The organism is Pseudomonas sp. ADAK2 (assembly GCF_012935755.1).
Lineage (GTDB): Bacteria > Pseudomonadota > Gammaproteobacteria > Pseudomonadales > Pseudomonadaceae > Aquipseudomonas.
In genome coordinates, this window is the sequence record NZ_CP052862.1 from 387,294 (window position 1) to 403,241 (window position 15,948).

14 protein-coding genes are annotated in these 15,948 nt (G+C 59.4%); 5 read left to right on the forward strand and 9 right to left on the reverse strand.

The features are described 5' to 3' along the window. Window positions 1–107 precede the first annotated feature (107 nt). Window positions 108–971 (forward strand): LysR family transcriptional regulator, encoded by an 864-nt coding sequence (locus HKK52_RS01890; protein WP_169369079.1) that lies wholly within the window; start codon window positions 108–110, stop codon window positions 969–971. Window positions 972–1,018: 47 nt separating this feature from the next. Here HKK52_RS01890 and fabI read toward each other — a convergent pair whose 3' ends face one another. From fabI to gloB, 8 genes are all read right to left on the reverse strand, one after another. Beyond that, complete coding sequence (gene fabI / locus HKK52_RS01895) at window positions 1,019–1,813, reverse strand: enoyl-ACP reductase FabI (protein ID WP_169369080.1); 795 nt, start codon at window positions 1,811–1,813, stop codon at window positions 1,019–1,021. Between the two features lie 21 nt (window positions 1,814–1,834). Further along, window positions 1,835–3,445 (reverse strand): ABC transporter ATP-binding protein, encoded by a 1,611-nt coding sequence (locus tag HKK52_RS01900; protein ID WP_169369081.1) that lies wholly within the window; start codon window positions 3,443–3,445, stop codon window positions 1,835–1,837. A gap of 1 nt (window position 3,446) precedes the next feature. Continuing rightward, window positions 3,447–4,466 carry an ABC transporter permease gene (locus HKK52_RS01905; protein WP_169369082.1) on the reverse strand — a complete coding sequence of 340 codons (1,020 nt, stop codon included), beginning with the start codon at window positions 4,464–4,466 and terminating at the stop codon, window positions 3,447–3,449. Window position 4,467: 1 nt separating this feature from the next. Beyond that, the gene (locus HKK52_RS01910; protein WP_169369083.1) at window positions 4,468–5,541 is read right to left on the reverse strand and encodes a microcin C ABC transporter permease YejB; all 1,074 of its coding nucleotides are present in this window, start codon (window positions 5,539–5,541) and stop codon (window positions 4,468–4,470) included. A gap of 4 nt (window positions 5,542–5,545) precedes the next feature. Next, window positions 5,546–7,387 carry an extracellular solute-binding protein gene (locus tag HKK52_RS01915; protein ID WP_169369084.1) on the reverse strand — a complete coding sequence of 614 codons (1,842 nt, stop codon included), beginning with the start codon at window positions 7,385–7,387 and terminating at the stop codon, window positions 5,546–5,548. Then, window positions 7,384–9,192: an extracellular solute-binding protein gene (locus HKK52_RS01920; RefSeq protein WP_442962302.1), complete on the reverse strand. Its 1,809-nt coding sequence runs from the start codon at window positions 9,190–9,192 to the stop codon at window positions 7,384–7,386. The genes HKK52_RS01915 and HKK52_RS01920 overlap by 4 nt, the downstream gene beginning before the upstream one ends. A 221-nt stretch (window positions 9,193–9,413) precedes the next feature. Then, entirely contained in the window at window positions 9,414–10,874 is a 1,461-nt protein-coding gene (locus HKK52_RS01925) for a transglycosylase SLT domain-containing protein (protein WP_169369086.1), read from the reverse strand. A gap of 99 nt (window positions 10,875–10,973) precedes the next feature. Further along, window positions 10,974–11,741 carry a hydroxyacylglutathione hydrolase gene (gene gloB / locus HKK52_RS01930; RefSeq protein WP_169369087.1) on the reverse strand — a complete coding sequence of 256 codons (768 nt, stop codon included), beginning with the start codon at window positions 11,739–11,741 and terminating at the stop codon, window positions 10,974–10,976. Window positions 11,742–11,806: 65 nt separating this feature from the next. Here gloB and HKK52_RS01935 point away from each other — a divergent pair, with 65 nt between their 5' ends. The 3 genes from HKK52_RS01935 to HKK52_RS01945 all read left to right on the forward strand — a co-directional run bounded on the left by HKK52_RS01935 (window position 11,807) and on the right by HKK52_RS01945 (window position 14,543). Next, a complete protein-coding gene (locus tag HKK52_RS01935) occupies window positions 11,807–12,565 on the forward strand; it encodes a class I SAM-dependent methyltransferase (RefSeq protein WP_169369088.1) in 759 nt (252 codons plus the stop codon). A 91-nt stretch (window positions 12,566–12,656) separates the two neighbouring features. Further along, the gene (gene rnhA, locus HKK52_RS01940; RefSeq protein ID WP_054047533.1) at window positions 12,657–13,109 is read left to right on the forward strand and encodes a ribonuclease HI; all 453 of its coding nucleotides are present in this window, start codon (window positions 12,657–12,659) and stop codon (window positions 13,107–13,109) included. 67 nt (window positions 13,110–13,176) lie between these two features. Beyond that, a protein-coding gene (locus HKK52_RS01945) for an IS3 family transposase (protein WP_169369089.1) occupies window positions 13,177–14,543 on the forward strand; the annotation gives its coding sequence in 2 pieces (ribosomal slippage) (window positions 13,177–13,645 and window positions 13,645–14,543; 1,368 coding nt in all). Window positions 14,544–14,596: 53 nt separating this feature from the next. Here HKK52_RS01945 and HKK52_RS01950 read toward each other — a convergent pair. Then, window positions 14,597–14,902, reverse strand: coding sequence for a DUF2388 domain-containing protein (locus tag HKK52_RS01950; protein ID WP_169369090.1), 306 nt, complete (start codon window positions 14,900–14,902; stop codon window positions 14,597–14,599). 188 nt (window positions 14,903–15,090) lie between these two features. On the opposite strand from HKK52_RS01950, the gene dnaQ reads away from it, so the two are divergent. Beyond that, window positions 15,091–15,849 (forward strand): DNA polymerase III subunit epsilon, encoded by a 759-nt coding sequence (gene dnaQ / locus HKK52_RS01955; protein WP_169369091.1) that lies wholly within the window; start codon window positions 15,091–15,093, stop codon window positions 15,847–15,849. Window positions 15,850–15,948 lie beyond the last annotated feature (99 nt).

The following is a 15,948-nucleotide window of genomic DNA, read 5'->3' on the forward strand; positions in this document are numbered from 1 at the left end:
GATCCTCAACGGTCGGAAGTTGAAGCTGAGTTTAGTCCTGTGCTTTTTGATTAAAAGACGATAATTTTTGCGTCGAGCTCAAATTATTTCGATCAGTGGTGGCGGTTATGTTGCGTGAACTGAAAACCTTTATCGCGGTGACCCGTTACGGCACGTTCGCCGCGGCAGGCATGCACATCGGCCTCACGCAATCGGCGGTCAGCGCGCAGATCCGTAACCTGGAACAGGCGCTGGGCATTCGCCTGTTCGATCGCACTGGGCGCCAGGCGCTGCTCAACGCGGCAGGGCAGCGGGCATTGCCGATGGCGCGGGAGATGCTGGAAACCTTCGCCCGCATGGCGGTCAGTGATGACGTCAGCGAGTATCGCGGCGAACTGAAGATCGGCGCGGTGGCCACGGTGCAGACCGGTTTGCTGCCTCAGGCGTTATTGCGGTTGCGGCAACAGGCGCCCTTGCTGGAACCGAAACTGGTGCCGGGGGTATCGCTGAACCTGCTGAGTCAGGTGGACACCGGCGAAGTGGACTTGGCGATCCTGATCAAGCCGCCATTCGAGCTGCCCAAGGAATTGTCGGCGCAGGTCATTCGCAAGGAGCCGTTTGTGCTGATCGTGCCGGTAGATCTAGAAGGTGAAGATCCGTTACAGATACTCGCCGAGCATCCTCATGTGCGCTACGACCGCAACTCGTTCGGTGGACGCCTGGTGACGCGGTTTCTACGGGAACAGCAGATTGATGTACAGGTTGGGTTGGAGCTGGATGAGCTGGAAGCCATCGTGAAAATGGTCGAATGCGGGTTGGGGGTTTCTTTGCTGCCGGAGTCGGGGTTGTGGGTGGAGTATGGGGCGAAGGTGCGAGTGATTCGGTTGGGCGAGTTGACGTTTTACCGGGAGATTGTGTTGTTGCAGCGTTACAGCCAGCGAACGCAGCCGATTCAACAGTTGTTTGCGCGGTGTTTGATCTTGAACCCATAAAAAAACCCGCCAGAAGAGGCGGGTTTTTTTCAGGCGCTAACCAAAGATCACTCTTCGATATTGCCCATCGCAGTGGTGTTGAAACCACCGTCTACGTACATGATTTCGCCGCTGATGCCGGACGCCAGGTCCGAGCACAGGAAGGCGCCGGCGTTGCCGACTTCGTCGATGGTGACGTTACGACGCAGCGGGGTTTGCGCTTCGTTGGCGGCCAGCATCTTGCGGAAGTTCTTGATGCCGGAAGCGGCGAGAGTGCGGATCGGGCCAGCCGATACCGCGTTGACGCGGGTGCCGTCCGGGCCCAGGGAGCCGGCCAGGTAACGTACGCCAGCTTCCAGGGAAGCCTTGGCCATGCCCATTACGTTGTAGTTCGGCATGGTGCGCTCGGCGCCCAGGTACGACAGGGTCAGCAGGCTGCCGTTGCGGCCTTTCATCATTTCGCGGCCAGCCTTGGCCAGGGCCACGAAGCTGTAGGCGCTGATGTCGTGAGCGATGCGGAAACCTTCACGGGTGGTGGCTTCGGTGAAGTCGCCGTCCAGTTGGTCGCCCGGGGCGAAGCCGACGGAGTGAACGATCACGTCCAGGCCATCCCACTTCTTGCTCAATGCTTCGAAGACCTTGGCGATTTCTTCATCGCTGGCCACGTCGCACGGGAAGCACAGCTCAGGGCTCGAGCCCCAGCCTTGTGCGAATTCTTCAACACGACCTTTCAGTTTGTCGTTCTGATAAGTGAAGGCAAGCTCAGCGCCCTCGCGATGCATGGCGGCAGCGATGCCGGATGCGATGGACAGCTTGCTGGCGACACCGACGATCAGTACGCGCTTACCGGCGAGAAAACCCATGTGTTGCTCCTCTCTTTCAGGTTATTGCGCAGTGGCTGGTGCCAGGAAAGCGGCTTCCAGCAACTGCTGTGTATACGGATGTTGGGGGGCGGCAAAGATACTTTGCGCGTCTCCCTGTTCGACCACTTGGCCATGCTTGACCACCATCAACTGGTGGCTCAGCGCTTTGACGACAGCCAGGTCATGGCTGATAAACAGATACGTCAGGTTGTACTTGGTTTGCAGTGACCGCAAAAGCTCCACCACTTGGCGCTGCACTGTCCGGTCGAGGGCCGAAGTCGGCTCGTCCAGCAGGATCAACGCCGGTTTTAGCACTAATGCCCGGGCAATGGCGATTCTCTGCCGTTGCCCACCGGAAAATTCGTGGGGGTAGCGGTTCCGGGTTTCCGGGTCCAGGCCTACCTCCTTCAATGCCGCAATAATCGCTTGTTCCTGTTCCGCCTCAGTACCCATCTTGTGGATTCTAAGGCCTTCGCCGACGATCTGGCTCACACACATCCGCGGGCTCAGGCTGCCGAACGGGTCCTGGAACACCACCTGCATCTCCCGGCGCAACGGTCGAACTTCATTCTGCGTCAGGCAGTCTAGCTGCTTGCCCTCAAAACGGATGCCGCCTTTGCTGCCGATCAGCCGCAAAATCGCCAGGCCGAGCGTCGATTTGCCGGAACCGCTTTCTCCCACGATCCCCAAGGTCTGGCCTTGAGGCAGGCTGAAATTGATCCCGTCGACCGCCTTGATGTAATCCACCGTGGTTTTCAAGAAGCCTTTCTTGATCGGGAACCAGACTTTCAAGTCCTCGACTTGCAGCAGCGGCGGGCCAATTACGTTGGTTGCCGGCTTGCCGCTGGGCTCCGCTGCCAGCAGTTCCCGAGTGTACGGATGCTGCGGCGCGCGGAACAACTCCTCGCACGATGCCTGTTCGACGATGCAACCGCGCTGCATGACACATACGCGATGCGCAATTCTTCGCACAAGGTTCAAATCATGACTGATCAGTAACAACGCCATGCCCAAACGGGCCTGTAATTCCTTGAGCAATTCGAGGATTTTCAGCTGAACGGTCACGTCCAGCGCGGTGGTCGGTTCGTCGGCAATCAGCAATTCCGGCTCGTTGGCCAGGGCCATGGCAATCATCACCCGTTGCCGCTGGCCGCCGGACAGTTCGTGGGGCAGGGCTTTCAGGCGCTTGTGCGGCTCGGGAATGCCGACCATTTCCAGCAGCTCCAGAGTGCGCTTGGTCGCCACTTTGCCGGTCAGGCCCTTGTGGATGCCCAGCACCTCGTTGATCTGCTTCTCGATCGAATGCAGCGGATTGAGCGAGGTCATCGGCTCCTGGAAAATCATCGCGATCCGGTTGCCCCGAATGTGGCGGATGGTTTTCTCTTTCAGGCTCAGCAGGTCTTGCCCGGAATACTCGATGGTGCCGGACGGATGCCGGGCCAGCGGGTAGGGCAGCAGGCGCAGGATCGAGTGCGCGGTCACCGATTTGCCGGAGCCGCTTTCACCGACCAACGCCAGGGTTTCGCCGCGCTTGATATCGAAGCTCACGCCTTCGACCACCCGCTGCACGCGCTCGCCGACGACAAATTCGACGGCGAGGTCGCGCACTTCGATCAGATTGTCCTGATTCATTTCACTTCCTCGGGTCGAAGGCATCGCGAGCGGACTCGCCGATAAACACCAGCAAACTCAACATCAACGCCAACACGGCAAACGCGCTCATGCCCAGCCACGGCGCCTGCAGGTTGGATTTGCCCTGGGCCACCAGCTCGCCCAGCGACGGACTGCCCGCCGGCAGGCCGAAACCGAGGAAATCCAAAGCCGTCAGCGTGCCGATAGCGCCAGTCAGGATGAACGGCATAAAGGTCATGGTCGAGACCATGGCGTTGGGCAAGATGTGGCGGAACATGATCGCGCCATTCTGCATCCCCAGCGCCCGCGCCGCGCGCACATATTCGAGGTTACGCCCACGCAGGAACTCGGCGCGCACCACGTCCACCAGGCTCATCCACGAAAACAGCAGCATGATGCCCAGCAGCCACCAGAAGTTCGGCTGGACGAAACTGGCGAGGATGATCAGCAGATACAACACCGGCAACCCGGACCAGATCTCGAGGAAACGCTGCCCGGCCAGATCGACCCAGCCACCATAGAACCCCTGCAAGGCCCCGGCGATCACGCCGATGATCGAGCTGAGAATGGTCAGCGTCAGGGCGAACAATACCGAAACCCGGAAGCCGTAGATCACCCGGGCCAGCACGTCGCGGCCCTGATCGTCGGTGCCCAGCAGGTTGTCGGTAGACGGTGGCGCCGGTGCCGGGACTTTCAGGTCGTAATTGATGCTCTGGTAGCTGTAGGGGATGGGCGCCCACAGAATCCACGCGTCCTTGGCCTTGAGCAGCTCACGGATGTACGGGCTCTTGTAGTTGGCTTCCAGCGGGAATTCGCCGCCGAAGGTGGTTTCCGGGTAGCGCTTGAGCGCCGGGAAGTACCAACCGTTGTCGTAATGCACGGCCAGCGGTTTGTCGTTGGCGATCAGCTCGGCGCCGAGGCTCAGGCCGAACAGGATCAAAAACAGCCACAGCGACCACCAGCCACGCTTGTTGGCCTTGAACAGTTCGAAACGCCGGCGATTGAGGGGGGACAGGCTCATCTCAATGCTCCCGGTGTTCGAAGTCGATGCGCGGATCGACCAGGGTGTAGGTGAGGTCGCCGATCAGTTTCACCACCAACCCCAATAACGTGAAGATAAACAGCGTGCCGAACACCACCGGGTAATCGCGGTTGATCGCCGCTTCAAAACTCATCAGGCCCAGGCCATCGAGGGAGAAAATCACCTCGACCAGCAGCGAACCGGTGAAGAAGATCCCGATAAACGCCGACGGGAACCCGGCAATCACCAGCAGCATCGCGTTACGGAACACATGGCCGTAGAGCACTTTGTGATTGGTCAGCCCCTTGGCTTTGGCGGTGACCACGTACTGCTTGTTGATTTCATCGAGGAAGCTGTTTTTGGTCAGCAGGGTCATGGTCGCGAAGTTGCCGATCACCAGCGCCGTCACCGGCAAGGCCAGGTGCCAGAAGTAATCGAGGACCTTGCCGCCCATGCTCAGCTCGGCGAAGTTGTTCGAGGTCAGGCCCCGTAGCGGGAACCAGTCGAAATAACTGCCGCCGGCAAACACCACGATCAGCAAAATGGCAAACAGGAACGCCGGGATCGCGTAGCCGACGATGATCAGCGAACTGGTCCAGACGTCGAAGTGACTGCCGTGGCGCGTGGCCTTGGCAATCCCCAGCGGGATCGACACCAGGTACATGATCAGCGTGCTCCACAGCCCGAGGGAGATCGACACCGGCATCTTTTCCTTGATCAGGTCGATGACCTTGGCGTCGCGGAAGAAGCTGTCGCCGAAATCCAGGGTCGCGTAGTTCTTGACCATGATCCACAAGCGTTCCGGCGCCGATTTGTCGAAGCCGTACATGTGCTCGATTTCCTTGACCAGCGCCGGGTCCAGGCCCTGGGCACCGCGATAGGCCGAACCCGCCACCGAGACTTCGGCCCCGCCACCAGCGATGCGGCTGGTGGCGCCTTCGAAGCCTTCGAGCTTGGCGATCATCTGTTCCACCGGGCCACCGGGGGCGGCCTGGATGATCACGAAGTTGATCAGCAAAATGCCGAACAAGGTCGGGATGATCAGCAGCAGTCGCCGAAAAATATACGCCAGCATCTGATTACTCCGTGCCCGCAGGGTCGGCTTGCAGTTTGGTTTCGACTTCTATCGCCGGTTTTGCATCGGGCTTGACCCACCAGGTATTGATGCCGATGTCGTACTTGGGTGAGGTTTTCGGGTGACCGATGTGGTTCCAGTACGCCACGCGCCAGGTCTTGATGTGCCAATTGGGGATCACGTAATAACCCCATTGCAGCACGCGGTCCAGCGCGCGGGCGTGAGCCACCAGGCTTTTGCGCGAATCGGCGTTGATCAGGCCCTCGACCAATTGGTCCACCACCGGGTCTTTCAAACCCATGGAATTGCGGCTGCCGGGCTTGTCCGCGGCGGCGGACATCCAGAACTCGCGCTGTTCGTTGCCTGGCGAATTGGACTGCGGGAAGCTGCCGACAATCATGTCGAAGTCCCGGGAACGCACGCGGTTGATGTACTGCGAGACGTCGACCCGGCGAATCACCAGGTCGATCCCGAGGTCGCTGAGGTTACGCTTGAACGGCAGCAGCACCCGTTCGAATTCGGTCTGGGCCAGCAGGAACTCGATGGTCACCGGTTTGCCGTTGGCGTCGACCATTTTGTCATCGACGATCCGCCAGCCAGCCTCTTGCAGCAGTTGATAGGCCTGGCGTTGCTGAGTGCGGATCATGCCGCTGGCGTCGGTCGTCGGGTTCTGGAACGCCTCGCTGAACACCTGCGCCGGGAGTTGGCTGCGGAAGGGGTCGAGGATCGCCAGTTGATCGGCGTCCGGCAGGCCGGTGGCGGCCATTTCCGAATTTTCGAAATAACTGCGAGTGCGGGCGTAGGCGCCGTTGAACAATTGTTTGTTGGTCCATTCGAAGTCCAGCAGCAACGTCAGGGCCTGACGCACGCGGATGTCCTGGAACGCCGCGCGGCGCAAGTTGAAGACGAAGCCTTGCATGCCGGTCGGGTTGCCGTTGGGAATCTGTTCCTTGATCAACCGGCCCTCGGTCACTGCCGGGATGTTGTAGGCGTTGGCCCAGTTCTTCGCGGTCATTTCCAGCCAGTAATCAAACTGCCCGGCCTTCAGTGCTTCGAGGGCCACGGTGTTGTCGCGGTAATAATCGGTGGTCATCACGTCGAAGTTGTAAAAGCCGCGGTTGACCGGCAGGTCCTTGCCCCAGTAATCCTTGACCCGCTCATAACGCACCGAGCGCCCGGCTTTCACTTCGCTGACTTTGTAAGGTCCGCTGCCCAGCGGCATTTCCAGGTTGCCCTTGTTGAAGTCGCGGGTGGTCCACCAGTGTTTCGGCAGCACCGGCAACTGGCCGAGGATCAGCGGCAGTTCGCGGTTGTTGCTGTGCTTGAACTTGAACAGCACCGTCAGCGGGTCTTCGGCAACCACGTCGGCGACATCGCTGTAGTAACCGCGGTACATCGGTGCGCCGTCCTTGGTCAGGGTCTGGAAGCTGAACACCACGTCTTCGGCGCGCACCGGATGGCCGTCGTGGAACCGCGCTTCGGGGCGCAGGTAGAAACGTACCCAGCTGTTGTCCGGGGCTTTCTCGATCTTGCCGGCGATCAGGCCGTATTCGCTGAACGGTTCATCCAGGCCCTGTTTGGCCAGGGTGTCGTAGATCATGTCGATGTTGTCCGCCGCCACCCCTTTGCTGATGAACGGGTTGAGGCTGTCGAAGCCGCCGAAACCGGCCTGGCGGAAGATCCCGCCCTTGGGCGCGTCCGGGTTGACGTAATCGAAGTGCTTGAAGTCGGCCGGGTATTTCGGCGGCTCGTTGTACAGGGTCAGGGCATGTTGCGGGGCGGCGCAGGCCAGCCCGGCGAACAACAGACCGCTGGCCTGCAAGAGCAGGGCGCGTACGGGTTTCATTGATCTTTCTCCGAAGACTTCAGCCACCATGCGCTCAAGCCCAGGGTGTAGGGCGGCGTGGTGACGAAGGCCAACCGGTTGCGGTAGGCCAGGCGATGATAATTGAGGTACCAGTTGGGAATGCTGTAGTGCTGCCACAGCAGCACCCGGTCGAGGGCCTTGCCGGCGGCGACCTGTTCGTCGCGCGTCTGGGCGCCGAGCAGTTGTTCAAGCAGATGATCGACCACCGGGTTGGCAATGCCGGCATAGTTTTTACTGCCCTTGACCCCGACCTGGCTGGAATGGAAATACTGCCATTGCTCCAGGCCCGGGCTGAGGGTCTGGTTGAGCGTCATCAGGATCATGTCGAAATCGAACTGATCCAGGCGTTGTTTGTACTGGGCGCGATCCACCGTGCGCAGCCGCGCGTCGATCCCAATGCTGTTGAGATTTTCGACGTAGGGTTGGAGGATGCGTTCCAGGTTCGGATTGACCAGCAGGATCTCAAACCTGAGCGGCTGGCCGTTGGCGTTCTGCACGCGCTGGCCATTGAGCTTCCAGCCGGCCTCGCCAAGCAGGCCCAGGGCCTTGCGCATGGTTTCCCGAGGGATGCCGCGCCCTTCGGTCTGCGGCAGGCTGAAGGGCTCGGTGAGGAGCTTGGCAGGCAACTGCTCGCGGTAGGGCTTGAGCATCAGCCATTCGTGACCGACCGGTAGCCCGGTGGCGGAGAACTCGCTGTTGGGGTAGTAACTCATGGCGCGTTTGTAGGCACCGCTGAACAGCGTGCGGTTGGTCCACTCGAAGTCGAACATCAGCCCCAGCGCTTCGCGGACCTTGACCTCGGCGAAGGTCGGGCGCCGGCTGTTCATGAACAGGCCCTGGCTCTGGGTCGGGATCTGGTGCGGGATCTGTGCCTTGATCACGTCGCCACGGCGTACGGCCGGAAAGTTGTAGCCGTTTTCCCAGTTCTTGGCCTGGTGCTCGATGTAGATGTCGAACTCGCCGGCCTTGAAGGCTTCGAAGGCCACGTCGCTGTCGCGGTAGAACTCGACTTCCATGCGATCGACGTTGTACTTGCCGCGATTGACCGCCAGGTCCTTGCCCCAGTAATCCTTGACCCGTTCGAAGACAATCTGCCGCCCCGGCTGCACCGAGGTGATGCGATACGGCCCGCTGCCCAGCGGCGGCTCGAAGGTGGTGGCCTTGAAGTCGCGACCTTTCCAGTAATGTTGCGGCAGCACCGGCAACTCGCCCAGGCGCAGGATCAGCAACGGATTGCCGGCGCGCTTGAACACAAAGCGAACGCGTTGCGGGTTGAGAATGTCGACCCGCAGCACTTCCTGAAGGTTGGTGCGGTACTGCGGATGGCCTTCCTTGAGCAGTAAGCGGTAGGAAAACGCCACGTCGTAGGCGGTGATCGGCGTGCCGTCGTGGAAACGCGCTTCGGGGCGCAGGTTGAACACCACCCAGCTGCGGTCTTCGCTGTATTCCACCGATTGGGCAATCAGGCCATAGCTGGAGGTCGGCTCGTCGCCGGACGGCGCGTACTGGCCGGTGCCGACCATCAGCGGCTCGTTGAGCTCGTTGATGCCGTATTGCAGGAAATTCGGCGTGGAAACCGGGCTTGAGCCCTTGAACGTGTAGGGGTTGAGCGTATCGAAGGTGCCAAACGCCATCACCCGCAACGTACCGCCCTTGGGCGCTTGCGGGTTGACCCAGTCGAAGTGGGTAAATCTGGCCGGGTACTTGAGCGTGCCGAACTGCGCATAACCATGGCTTTCGCTGATCGTCGCGCTTGCGGTGGAGCTCAAGGCCAGGCTGATCAGGAGAAGGAGGAGGGGACGCTTCAAGTCAGGGATCCGATCCAGGCGGCTTGGGCTTTGTGGGCCGTACAGTAACAGCTTGTATCGACAGGAAAAAGACGGGGCTCTAAAGCGGTGTTTTGGGCACAAAAAAAGATCGCAGCCTGCGGCAGCTCCTACATGGATTAGGTGTCCATCCTGTAGGAGCTGCCGAAGGCTGCGATCTTTTCGGCTTCACACGCCAATTAGCGTGGCGAAGACACCGTCAGCATCTGACCCGGCTTCAGCGCCTGGCCAACCCGTGGGTTCCAGCGCTTGAGGTGTTGCATTTCAACGTTGAAACGTTTGGCAACCATATACAGCGAGTCGCCTTGCTTGACCTTGTACTGGGTCTGTTGCGTCTTGCTGGTGGCCTTGCCGTTGCCCTTGCTGTTCGCGGCGACGACGGTGTTGACGCGACCGCCACTACGCTTGGCAGGCGTGTTGTCCCGCATGACCAGAGTCTGGCCGACCTTGAGGTTCTTGCCGTTCGTCTTGTTCCAGCGCTGCAGATCCTTGACATCGACCTTGTTAGCCTTGGCGATGCTGGCGAGGTTGTCGCCACGTTTCACCCGGTAGGCACGCTTGAGTCTGGCAATTTCGTTGTCGTCGGCGCCTTCGAATACAGGCTTGAGCTGGCGGGTGCTGATCAGCTCTTCGGGACGCATGGTCGACAGGCTGGCAGTCAGCAGTTGCGCCTTGGATGTCGGGACCAGCAAATGCTGGGGACCGTCGATGGTGGTGCGCTGCTTGAAGGCTGGGTTGAGCTGGAACAGTTCGTCTTCGTCGATGTTGGCCACCGCGGCAACCTTGGACAGGTCCATGCGCTGGTTGATTTCGACGACCTGGAAGTACGGTTCGTTGGCGATCGGGTTGAGGTTCACGCCGTAGGCTTCCGGCGCCAGCACCACTTGTGACAGGGCCAGCAACTTCGGCACGTAGGCCTGGGTTTCGGCCGGCAGCGGCAGGTTCCAGTAATCGGTTGGCAAACCGAGCTTTTCGTTACGTTCGATGGCGCGGCTGACCGTGCCTTCACCGGCGTTGTAGGCCGCGAGGGCCAGCAACCAGTCACCGTTGAACATGTCGTGCAGACGCGTCAGGTAATCCATGGCGGCGGTGGTCGAGGCGGTAATGTCGCGACGGCCGTCATAGAAACGGGTCTGGCGCAGGTTGAAGTAACGCCCGGTGGAAGGGATGAATTGCCAGAGACCCACCGCGTCGGCCCGGGAATAGGCCATCGGGTTGTAGGCGCTTTCAATCACTGGCAGCAGCGCCAGTTCCAGCGGCATGTTGCGTTCTTCAAGGCGTTCGACGATGTAGTGAATGTACAGGCTGCCGCGTTCGCCGGCGTTTTCGAGGAAGGACGGGTTACTGGCGAACCACAGTCGTTGTTGCTCGATGCGCGGGTTGACACCCAGTCCGTCCTGCAACTGGAAGCCCTGGCGCATGCGCTCCCAGACGTCCTGTGGTATTTGCGGTGTTGGTTTCTCGCTGAGCCAGATCGGTTTCTGCTTGGCTCGCGCGGCGATATTCGGGGTATGCGTGGCTTCGGTTTGCGGGACATGGCTTGAACAGCCCGCCAATGTGGCGGACACAGCCACCGCAATGGCTTGAGCCAAGCGGGTCAATGCGTCTGAATTGATGGCTTTACGAATAGATGACGACATTGGCTGGAAGTAAGTTCCGGGCAAAAATGTCGGGCGATTCTAGAAAGCGTACCCCTTGCGGTCAACCATTCAGAATTTTTGTACCAACAGGCAGCTAGCTTAGAACTTATCTTTCCAAGCCCGCAAGGCAGCAAAAACCGCACTCGGACCCCGGTTTTGGGTTCCGTTCCGTTCGTCCACTTTTTCTTTAACGGATGTTTCGTCGACCCGCAAAAAAGGGTTGGTCAGCTTTTCAAGCGCCAGCGTAGAGGGCAGCGTCATGATTCCGGCTGCGCGTTGCGCGGTGACTTTTTCCAGACGTGCGGCAGTGTGCGGATTGCCCGGTTCGACCGCCGCGGCAAACTTCAGGTTGCTCAGGGTGTACTCGTGGGTGCAATACACCAGCGTGTCCTCAGGTAACGCGGCCAGGCGCGTCAGCGAGGTGTGCATCTGCTCCGGCGTGCCTTCGAACAACCGGCCGCAACCGGCGGCAAACAGGGTATCGCCGCAAAACAGCAGGCCGTGGTGATAGAAGGCAATATGCCCCAGGGTGTGACCGGGAACGGCGTACACCTCGAAGTCCCAGCCGAGCACACTGATGCGGTCGTTGTCCTTGAGCGCCACGTCCCGTGCCGGGATGGTTTCGCTGGCCGGGCCGTAGACTTTCGCGTCTGTCGCATTTTTCAGCTGCTCGACGCCGCCGACATGGTCATGATGATGGTGAGTGATCAGAATATCGCTGAGCACCCAGCCCGGATGCGCCGCGAGCCAGGCCTGGACCGGCGCGGCGTCCCCCGGATCGACCACGGCACAGCGCTGGGTACGGTGGTCCTGTAACAACCAGATGTAGTTGTCGGTGAAGGCGGGCAGGGCACTGATCTGTATCATCGTCGGATTCGCCAAGCGGAAAACAATGGCGCATCTTAGAACTTCCTGGCGCTTTGGAGAATGCAATGACCGATAAAGCGTTCGCTCAGGCCGATCCTGAGTGGCTGACATTGATCAGCGCCGCCCGTGAATGGTTGTCCAGCCCGATCGGGCAATTTCTGCTGGACGAAGAACGGCGCATGCTCGAAGACGAGTTGGGCCGTTTTTTTGGCGGTTACCTGGTGCATTACGGTCCATCGGCCGAAACGCCACCCTCGGCGCCACAGGTACAGCGCAACGTGCGACTGGGTGCGCCGTTGCCCGGCGTCGAGATCGTTTGCGAGGAGCAGGCCTGGCCCTTGAGCGAACACGCCGCCGACGTGGTGGTGTTGCAGCATGGGCTGGATTTCTGCCTGTCGCCCCACGGTTTGCTGCGCGAAGCGGCGAGCAGCGTGCGGCCCGGTGGGCATCTGCTGATCGTCGGCATCAATCCCTGGAGCACGTGGGGCCTGCGCCATGTGTTCGCCCACGACGCCTTGCGCAAGGCCCGTTGCATTTCGCCGTCGCGGGTCGGTGACTGGCTGAACCTGCTGGGTTTCGCGCTGGAGAAACGCCGCTTCGGGTGCTATCGTCCGCCGCTTGCGTCGCCCAAATGGCAGACCCGTCTGGCCGGTTGGGAACGCAAGGCCGGTGACTGGCAACTGTCGGGCGGCGGCTTCTATCTATTGGTCGCGCGCAAGATCGTGGTGGGCCTGCGCCCTGTGCGTCAGGAGCGACGCGAACCGATGGGCAAGCTGATTCCGTTGCCGATGGCCAAGGTCAATCGTCGTCATATCGAGCCGTAAACACTCTTTATTTTCCCGGCCGGGCTAACCCGGCCTCGGGCATCGTCGATCCTGGATCGGCGAGCCACCGCATTTTTCTGGATAGATTGGCATGAGCGATAGCGTAGAACTGTTCACTGATGGCGCCTGCAAGGGCAACCCTGGCCCCGGCGGCTGGGGCGCATTGCTGGTGTGCAAGGGCGTCGAAAAGGAACTCTGGGGCGGCGAAGCCAACACCACCAACAACCGCATGGAACTGATGGGCGCGATCAAGGGCCTGGAAGAACTCAAGCGCTCCTGCGACGTGTTGCTGGTGACCGACTCCCAGTACGTGATGAAAGGCATCAACGAGTGGATGGCCAACTGGAAGAAGCGCGGCTGGAAAACCGCGGCGAAAGAACCGGTCAAGAATGCCGACCTTTGGAAGTTGCTGGACGAGCAGGTCAACCGCCACACCGTGACCTGGAAATGGGTGCGTGGGCACATTGGCCATCATGGCAACGAACGGGCTGACCAGTTGGCCAATCGTGGCGTTGATGAAGTGCGCGGCTACAAACAGGATTGATCTGTGCTGATCGCTCCCACGCAATGGTCTGCACCCCAAAAGTTGGACACAACCGATGGGGTGTTTCATGGGGAAGTACACGGTTCAAGCGAAGCTGTCAGCGGTACAGGATTACTGCACCGGCGAAGCGGGGCTTAGAGATGTAGCGCATCGTCACGACGTGGATTTTTCGTCGTTGCGCCAGTGGGTCGCGGCCTACAAGGTGCACGGCCCGGCCGCTCTGGAAGTAAAAAAAGTGCAGCACTACAGTGCTGAATTCAGGATGTCCGTCTTGAAGCGGATGCGTGAAGAGCAGCTTTCCTACCGTCAAGTGGCCGCGCTATTTGATATCCGGAAATTCAACATCGTCGGCGATTGGCAGCGCCGCTATGATGAGGGCGGTGAAAATGCCCTGCTCAGCCAACCCAGACGAACTGGATCTACAAAGAAAATGCCCAAACCGCCCGAACCTGCCCAGCCTCTGTTACCTGATGAGTCCCGTTCCCGGGATGAGTTGATCGCAGAACTGAATCAACTTCGGCTGGAAAATGATTATCTAAAAAAGCTCGATGCCTTGGTTCAGAAGAAACGAGCAGCGCAACAGAAAAAGCGCAAATCGTAATTGAACTGAGGCAGCGGCACTCTCTCGACGCCTTGTTGAAAATCACCGGATTGGCGCGCAGCACGTTCTACTATCAGCAGAAAGTGCTCCAGGCGGCTGATAAGTATGCGGAGCTGAAAGCCAAGATATGTGAGGTCTTCAACAAAGAAGAAGGTAAGTTTGGCTATCGCCGCGTAACGCTGGCAGTGCGCAAGGCCGGTTTCTTGATCAACTACAAGACCGTGCAACGCCTTATGGCTGAACTTGACCTCAAATGCCGAGTACGTGTGAAGAAGTACCGCGCCTACAAAGGTGAAGTGGGGCGAGCCGCCCCCAATCTTCTGAACCGCGATTTCCAAGCATCACAACCCAATCAGAAATGGGTAACCGACGTCACGGAGTTTAAGGTGGGAGGACAGAAGCTGTATCTATCGCCAATTCTGGACCTCTATAACGCCGAGATCATTTCCTACGATATCGCCAGACGGCCGTTGTTCAGCATGGTCGGGGCAATGCTTAGTAAAGCTTTTGCGCGACTAAAACCGGGCGAAAAACCCATCTTGCACTCAGACCAAGGCTGGCAGTACAGGATGCCTATTTATGACCAGCGCCTAAAAGAGCACTCGGTCACAGCGAGCATGTCGCGCAAAGGGAACTGTTACGACAACGCGGCCATGGAAAGCTTCTTTGGCACGCTCAAATCCGAATTCTTTTACCTGAACAAATTCAGTAATCTTGACGAGCTTCAGACCGGATTAGTGGACTACATCGACTATTACAATCACCGGCGCATCAAGCTGAGACTAAATGGAATGAGCCCTGTGGAATACAGGACCCAATCCGTTCAGGCCTAGAGCCACAATCGTCCAACTTTTGGGGTGCAGACCACAAAGCGTGGGAACGATCATCACAGCATCAAGATCGCACTTGCCAGTTGTTGATCTGTGTAGGACGTCTCCGGAATCATTTCACGAATCCGCGCAAACGCCGCCTCGATCCGCACTCCTCGGATATTCCCCTCACTGGCCACAAACGCCGCTGCGTCATCCTTGGCCGCCAGCACAATCTTGTCGTCGCTGAACGAGCCGCTGGTGCCTTTGGTTGAACTCATGCTCAGGCTCACGGTGACATCGGTGCTGATCACAAAACTGGTGGCTTGGGCGCCTGGGCCCAGCAAACAGGTACTCAATAGAAACAATCGTGCAGTCTTCATGACGAGGTCAAACCCTTGGAATTCAAGCCCTCCACGCTAACGAACCACTGTCCTGCAGACTTTATGAGCTTTGCTAATGATTGTTAAAAAGTGCGTGAGCGCCGGTCGCCCGGCAGCGCGCGCCGGATCCCGCGAGCGTGTTAAGATCGCCGCTTTTGCACGATTGACCCGTTGAGAGCTGAGCACTGATGGCCACCAGATCCGTTGTACTCGATACCGAAACCACCGGCATGCCGGTGACCGACGGCCACCGGATTATCGAAATCGGTTGTGTCGAGTTGATTGGTCGGCGCCTCACGGGCCGGCATTTTCACGTTTACCTGCAACCGGATCGCGAGAGTGATGAGGGCGCCATCGGCGTCCACGGCATTACCAACGAATTCCTGGTGGGCAAGCCGCGTTTCACCGAAGTGGCCGATGAGTTTTTCGAATTCATCAAGGGCGCACAGCTGATCATCCATAACGCGGCGTTCGACGTTGGCTTCATCAACAACGAATTCGCGCTGATGGGCCAGCACGATCGCGCTGACATCACCCAGCACTGCTCGATCCTCGATACCCTGATGATGGCCCGGGAACGTCACCCGGGGCAGCGCAACAGCCTCGACGCCTTGTGCAAACGCTATGGCGTCGACAACTCCGGCCGTGAATTGCACGGCGCCTTGCTCGACTCCGAGATCCTCGCCGACGTTTACCTGACCATGACCGGCGGGCAGACCAGCCTGTCTCTGGCGGGTAATGCGTCTGACGGCAACGGTTCGGGCGAGGGAGCGGACAACTCTGGCACCGAAATTCGCCGCCTGCCGGCCGATCGCCAGCCGACCCGGATCATCCGCGCGAGCGAAGATGATTTGGCGCAGCACATTGCGCGCCTGGAGGCAGTGGCTAAATCCGCTGGTGCTCCGTCGTTGTGGCAGCAGTTGGTGGAAGCCAAGGCTCAGGCGTAGGCGATCTTTTCATTTCTGGCAACACAGTCATGCCCTGGGGCAAGGTGCCATCCTCGCCACATCCGCCGCAACCCTCTACCCTGAGGTAATTGGCAGGCC

Coding starts and splice junctions, on each gene's coding strand:
- HKK52_RS01910 (WP_169369083.1), bottom strand. CDS start 5,541: ATGCTGGCGTATATTTTTCGGCGACTGCTGCTGATCATCCCGACCTTG.
- HKK52_RS01915 (WP_169369084.1), bottom strand. CDS start 7,387: ATGAAACCCGTACGCGCCCTGCTCTTGCAGGCCAGCGGTCTGTTGTTC.
- HKK52_RS01950 (WP_169369090.1), bottom strand. CDS start 14,902: ATGAAGACTGCACGATTGTTTCTATTGAGTACCTGTTTGCTGGGCCCA.
- dnaQ (WP_169369091.1), top strand. CDS start 15,091: ATGGCCACCAGATCCGTTGTACTCGATACCGAAACCACCGGCATGCCG.
- fabI (WP_169369080.1), bottom strand. CDS start 1,813: ATGGGTTTTCTCGCCGGTAAGCGCGTACTGATCGTCGGTGTCGCCAGC.
- rnhA (WP_054047533.1), top strand. CDS start 12,657: ATGAGCGATAGCGTAGAACTGTTCACTGATGGCGCCTGCAAGGGCAAC.
- HKK52_RS01900 (WP_169369081.1), bottom strand. CDS start 3,445: ATGAATCAGGACAATCTGATCGAAGTGCGCGACCTCGCCGTCGAATTT.
- HKK52_RS01925 (WP_169369086.1), bottom strand. CDS start 10,874: ATGTCGTCATCTATTCGTAAAGCCATCAATTCAGACGCATTGACCCGC.
- HKK52_RS01890 (WP_169369079.1), top strand. CDS start 108: ATGTTGCGTGAACTGAAAACCTTTATCGCGGTGACCCGTTACGGCACG.
- gloB (WP_169369087.1), bottom strand. CDS start 11,741: ATGATACAGATCAGTGCCCTGCCCGCCTTCACCGACAACTACATCTGG.
- HKK52_RS01905 (WP_169369082.1), bottom strand. CDS start 4,466: ATGAGCCTGTCCCCCCTCAATCGCCGGCGTTTCGAACTGTTCAAGGCC.
- HKK52_RS01935 (WP_169369088.1), top strand. CDS start 11,807: ATGACCGATAAAGCGTTCGCTCAGGCCGATCCTGAGTGGCTGACATTG.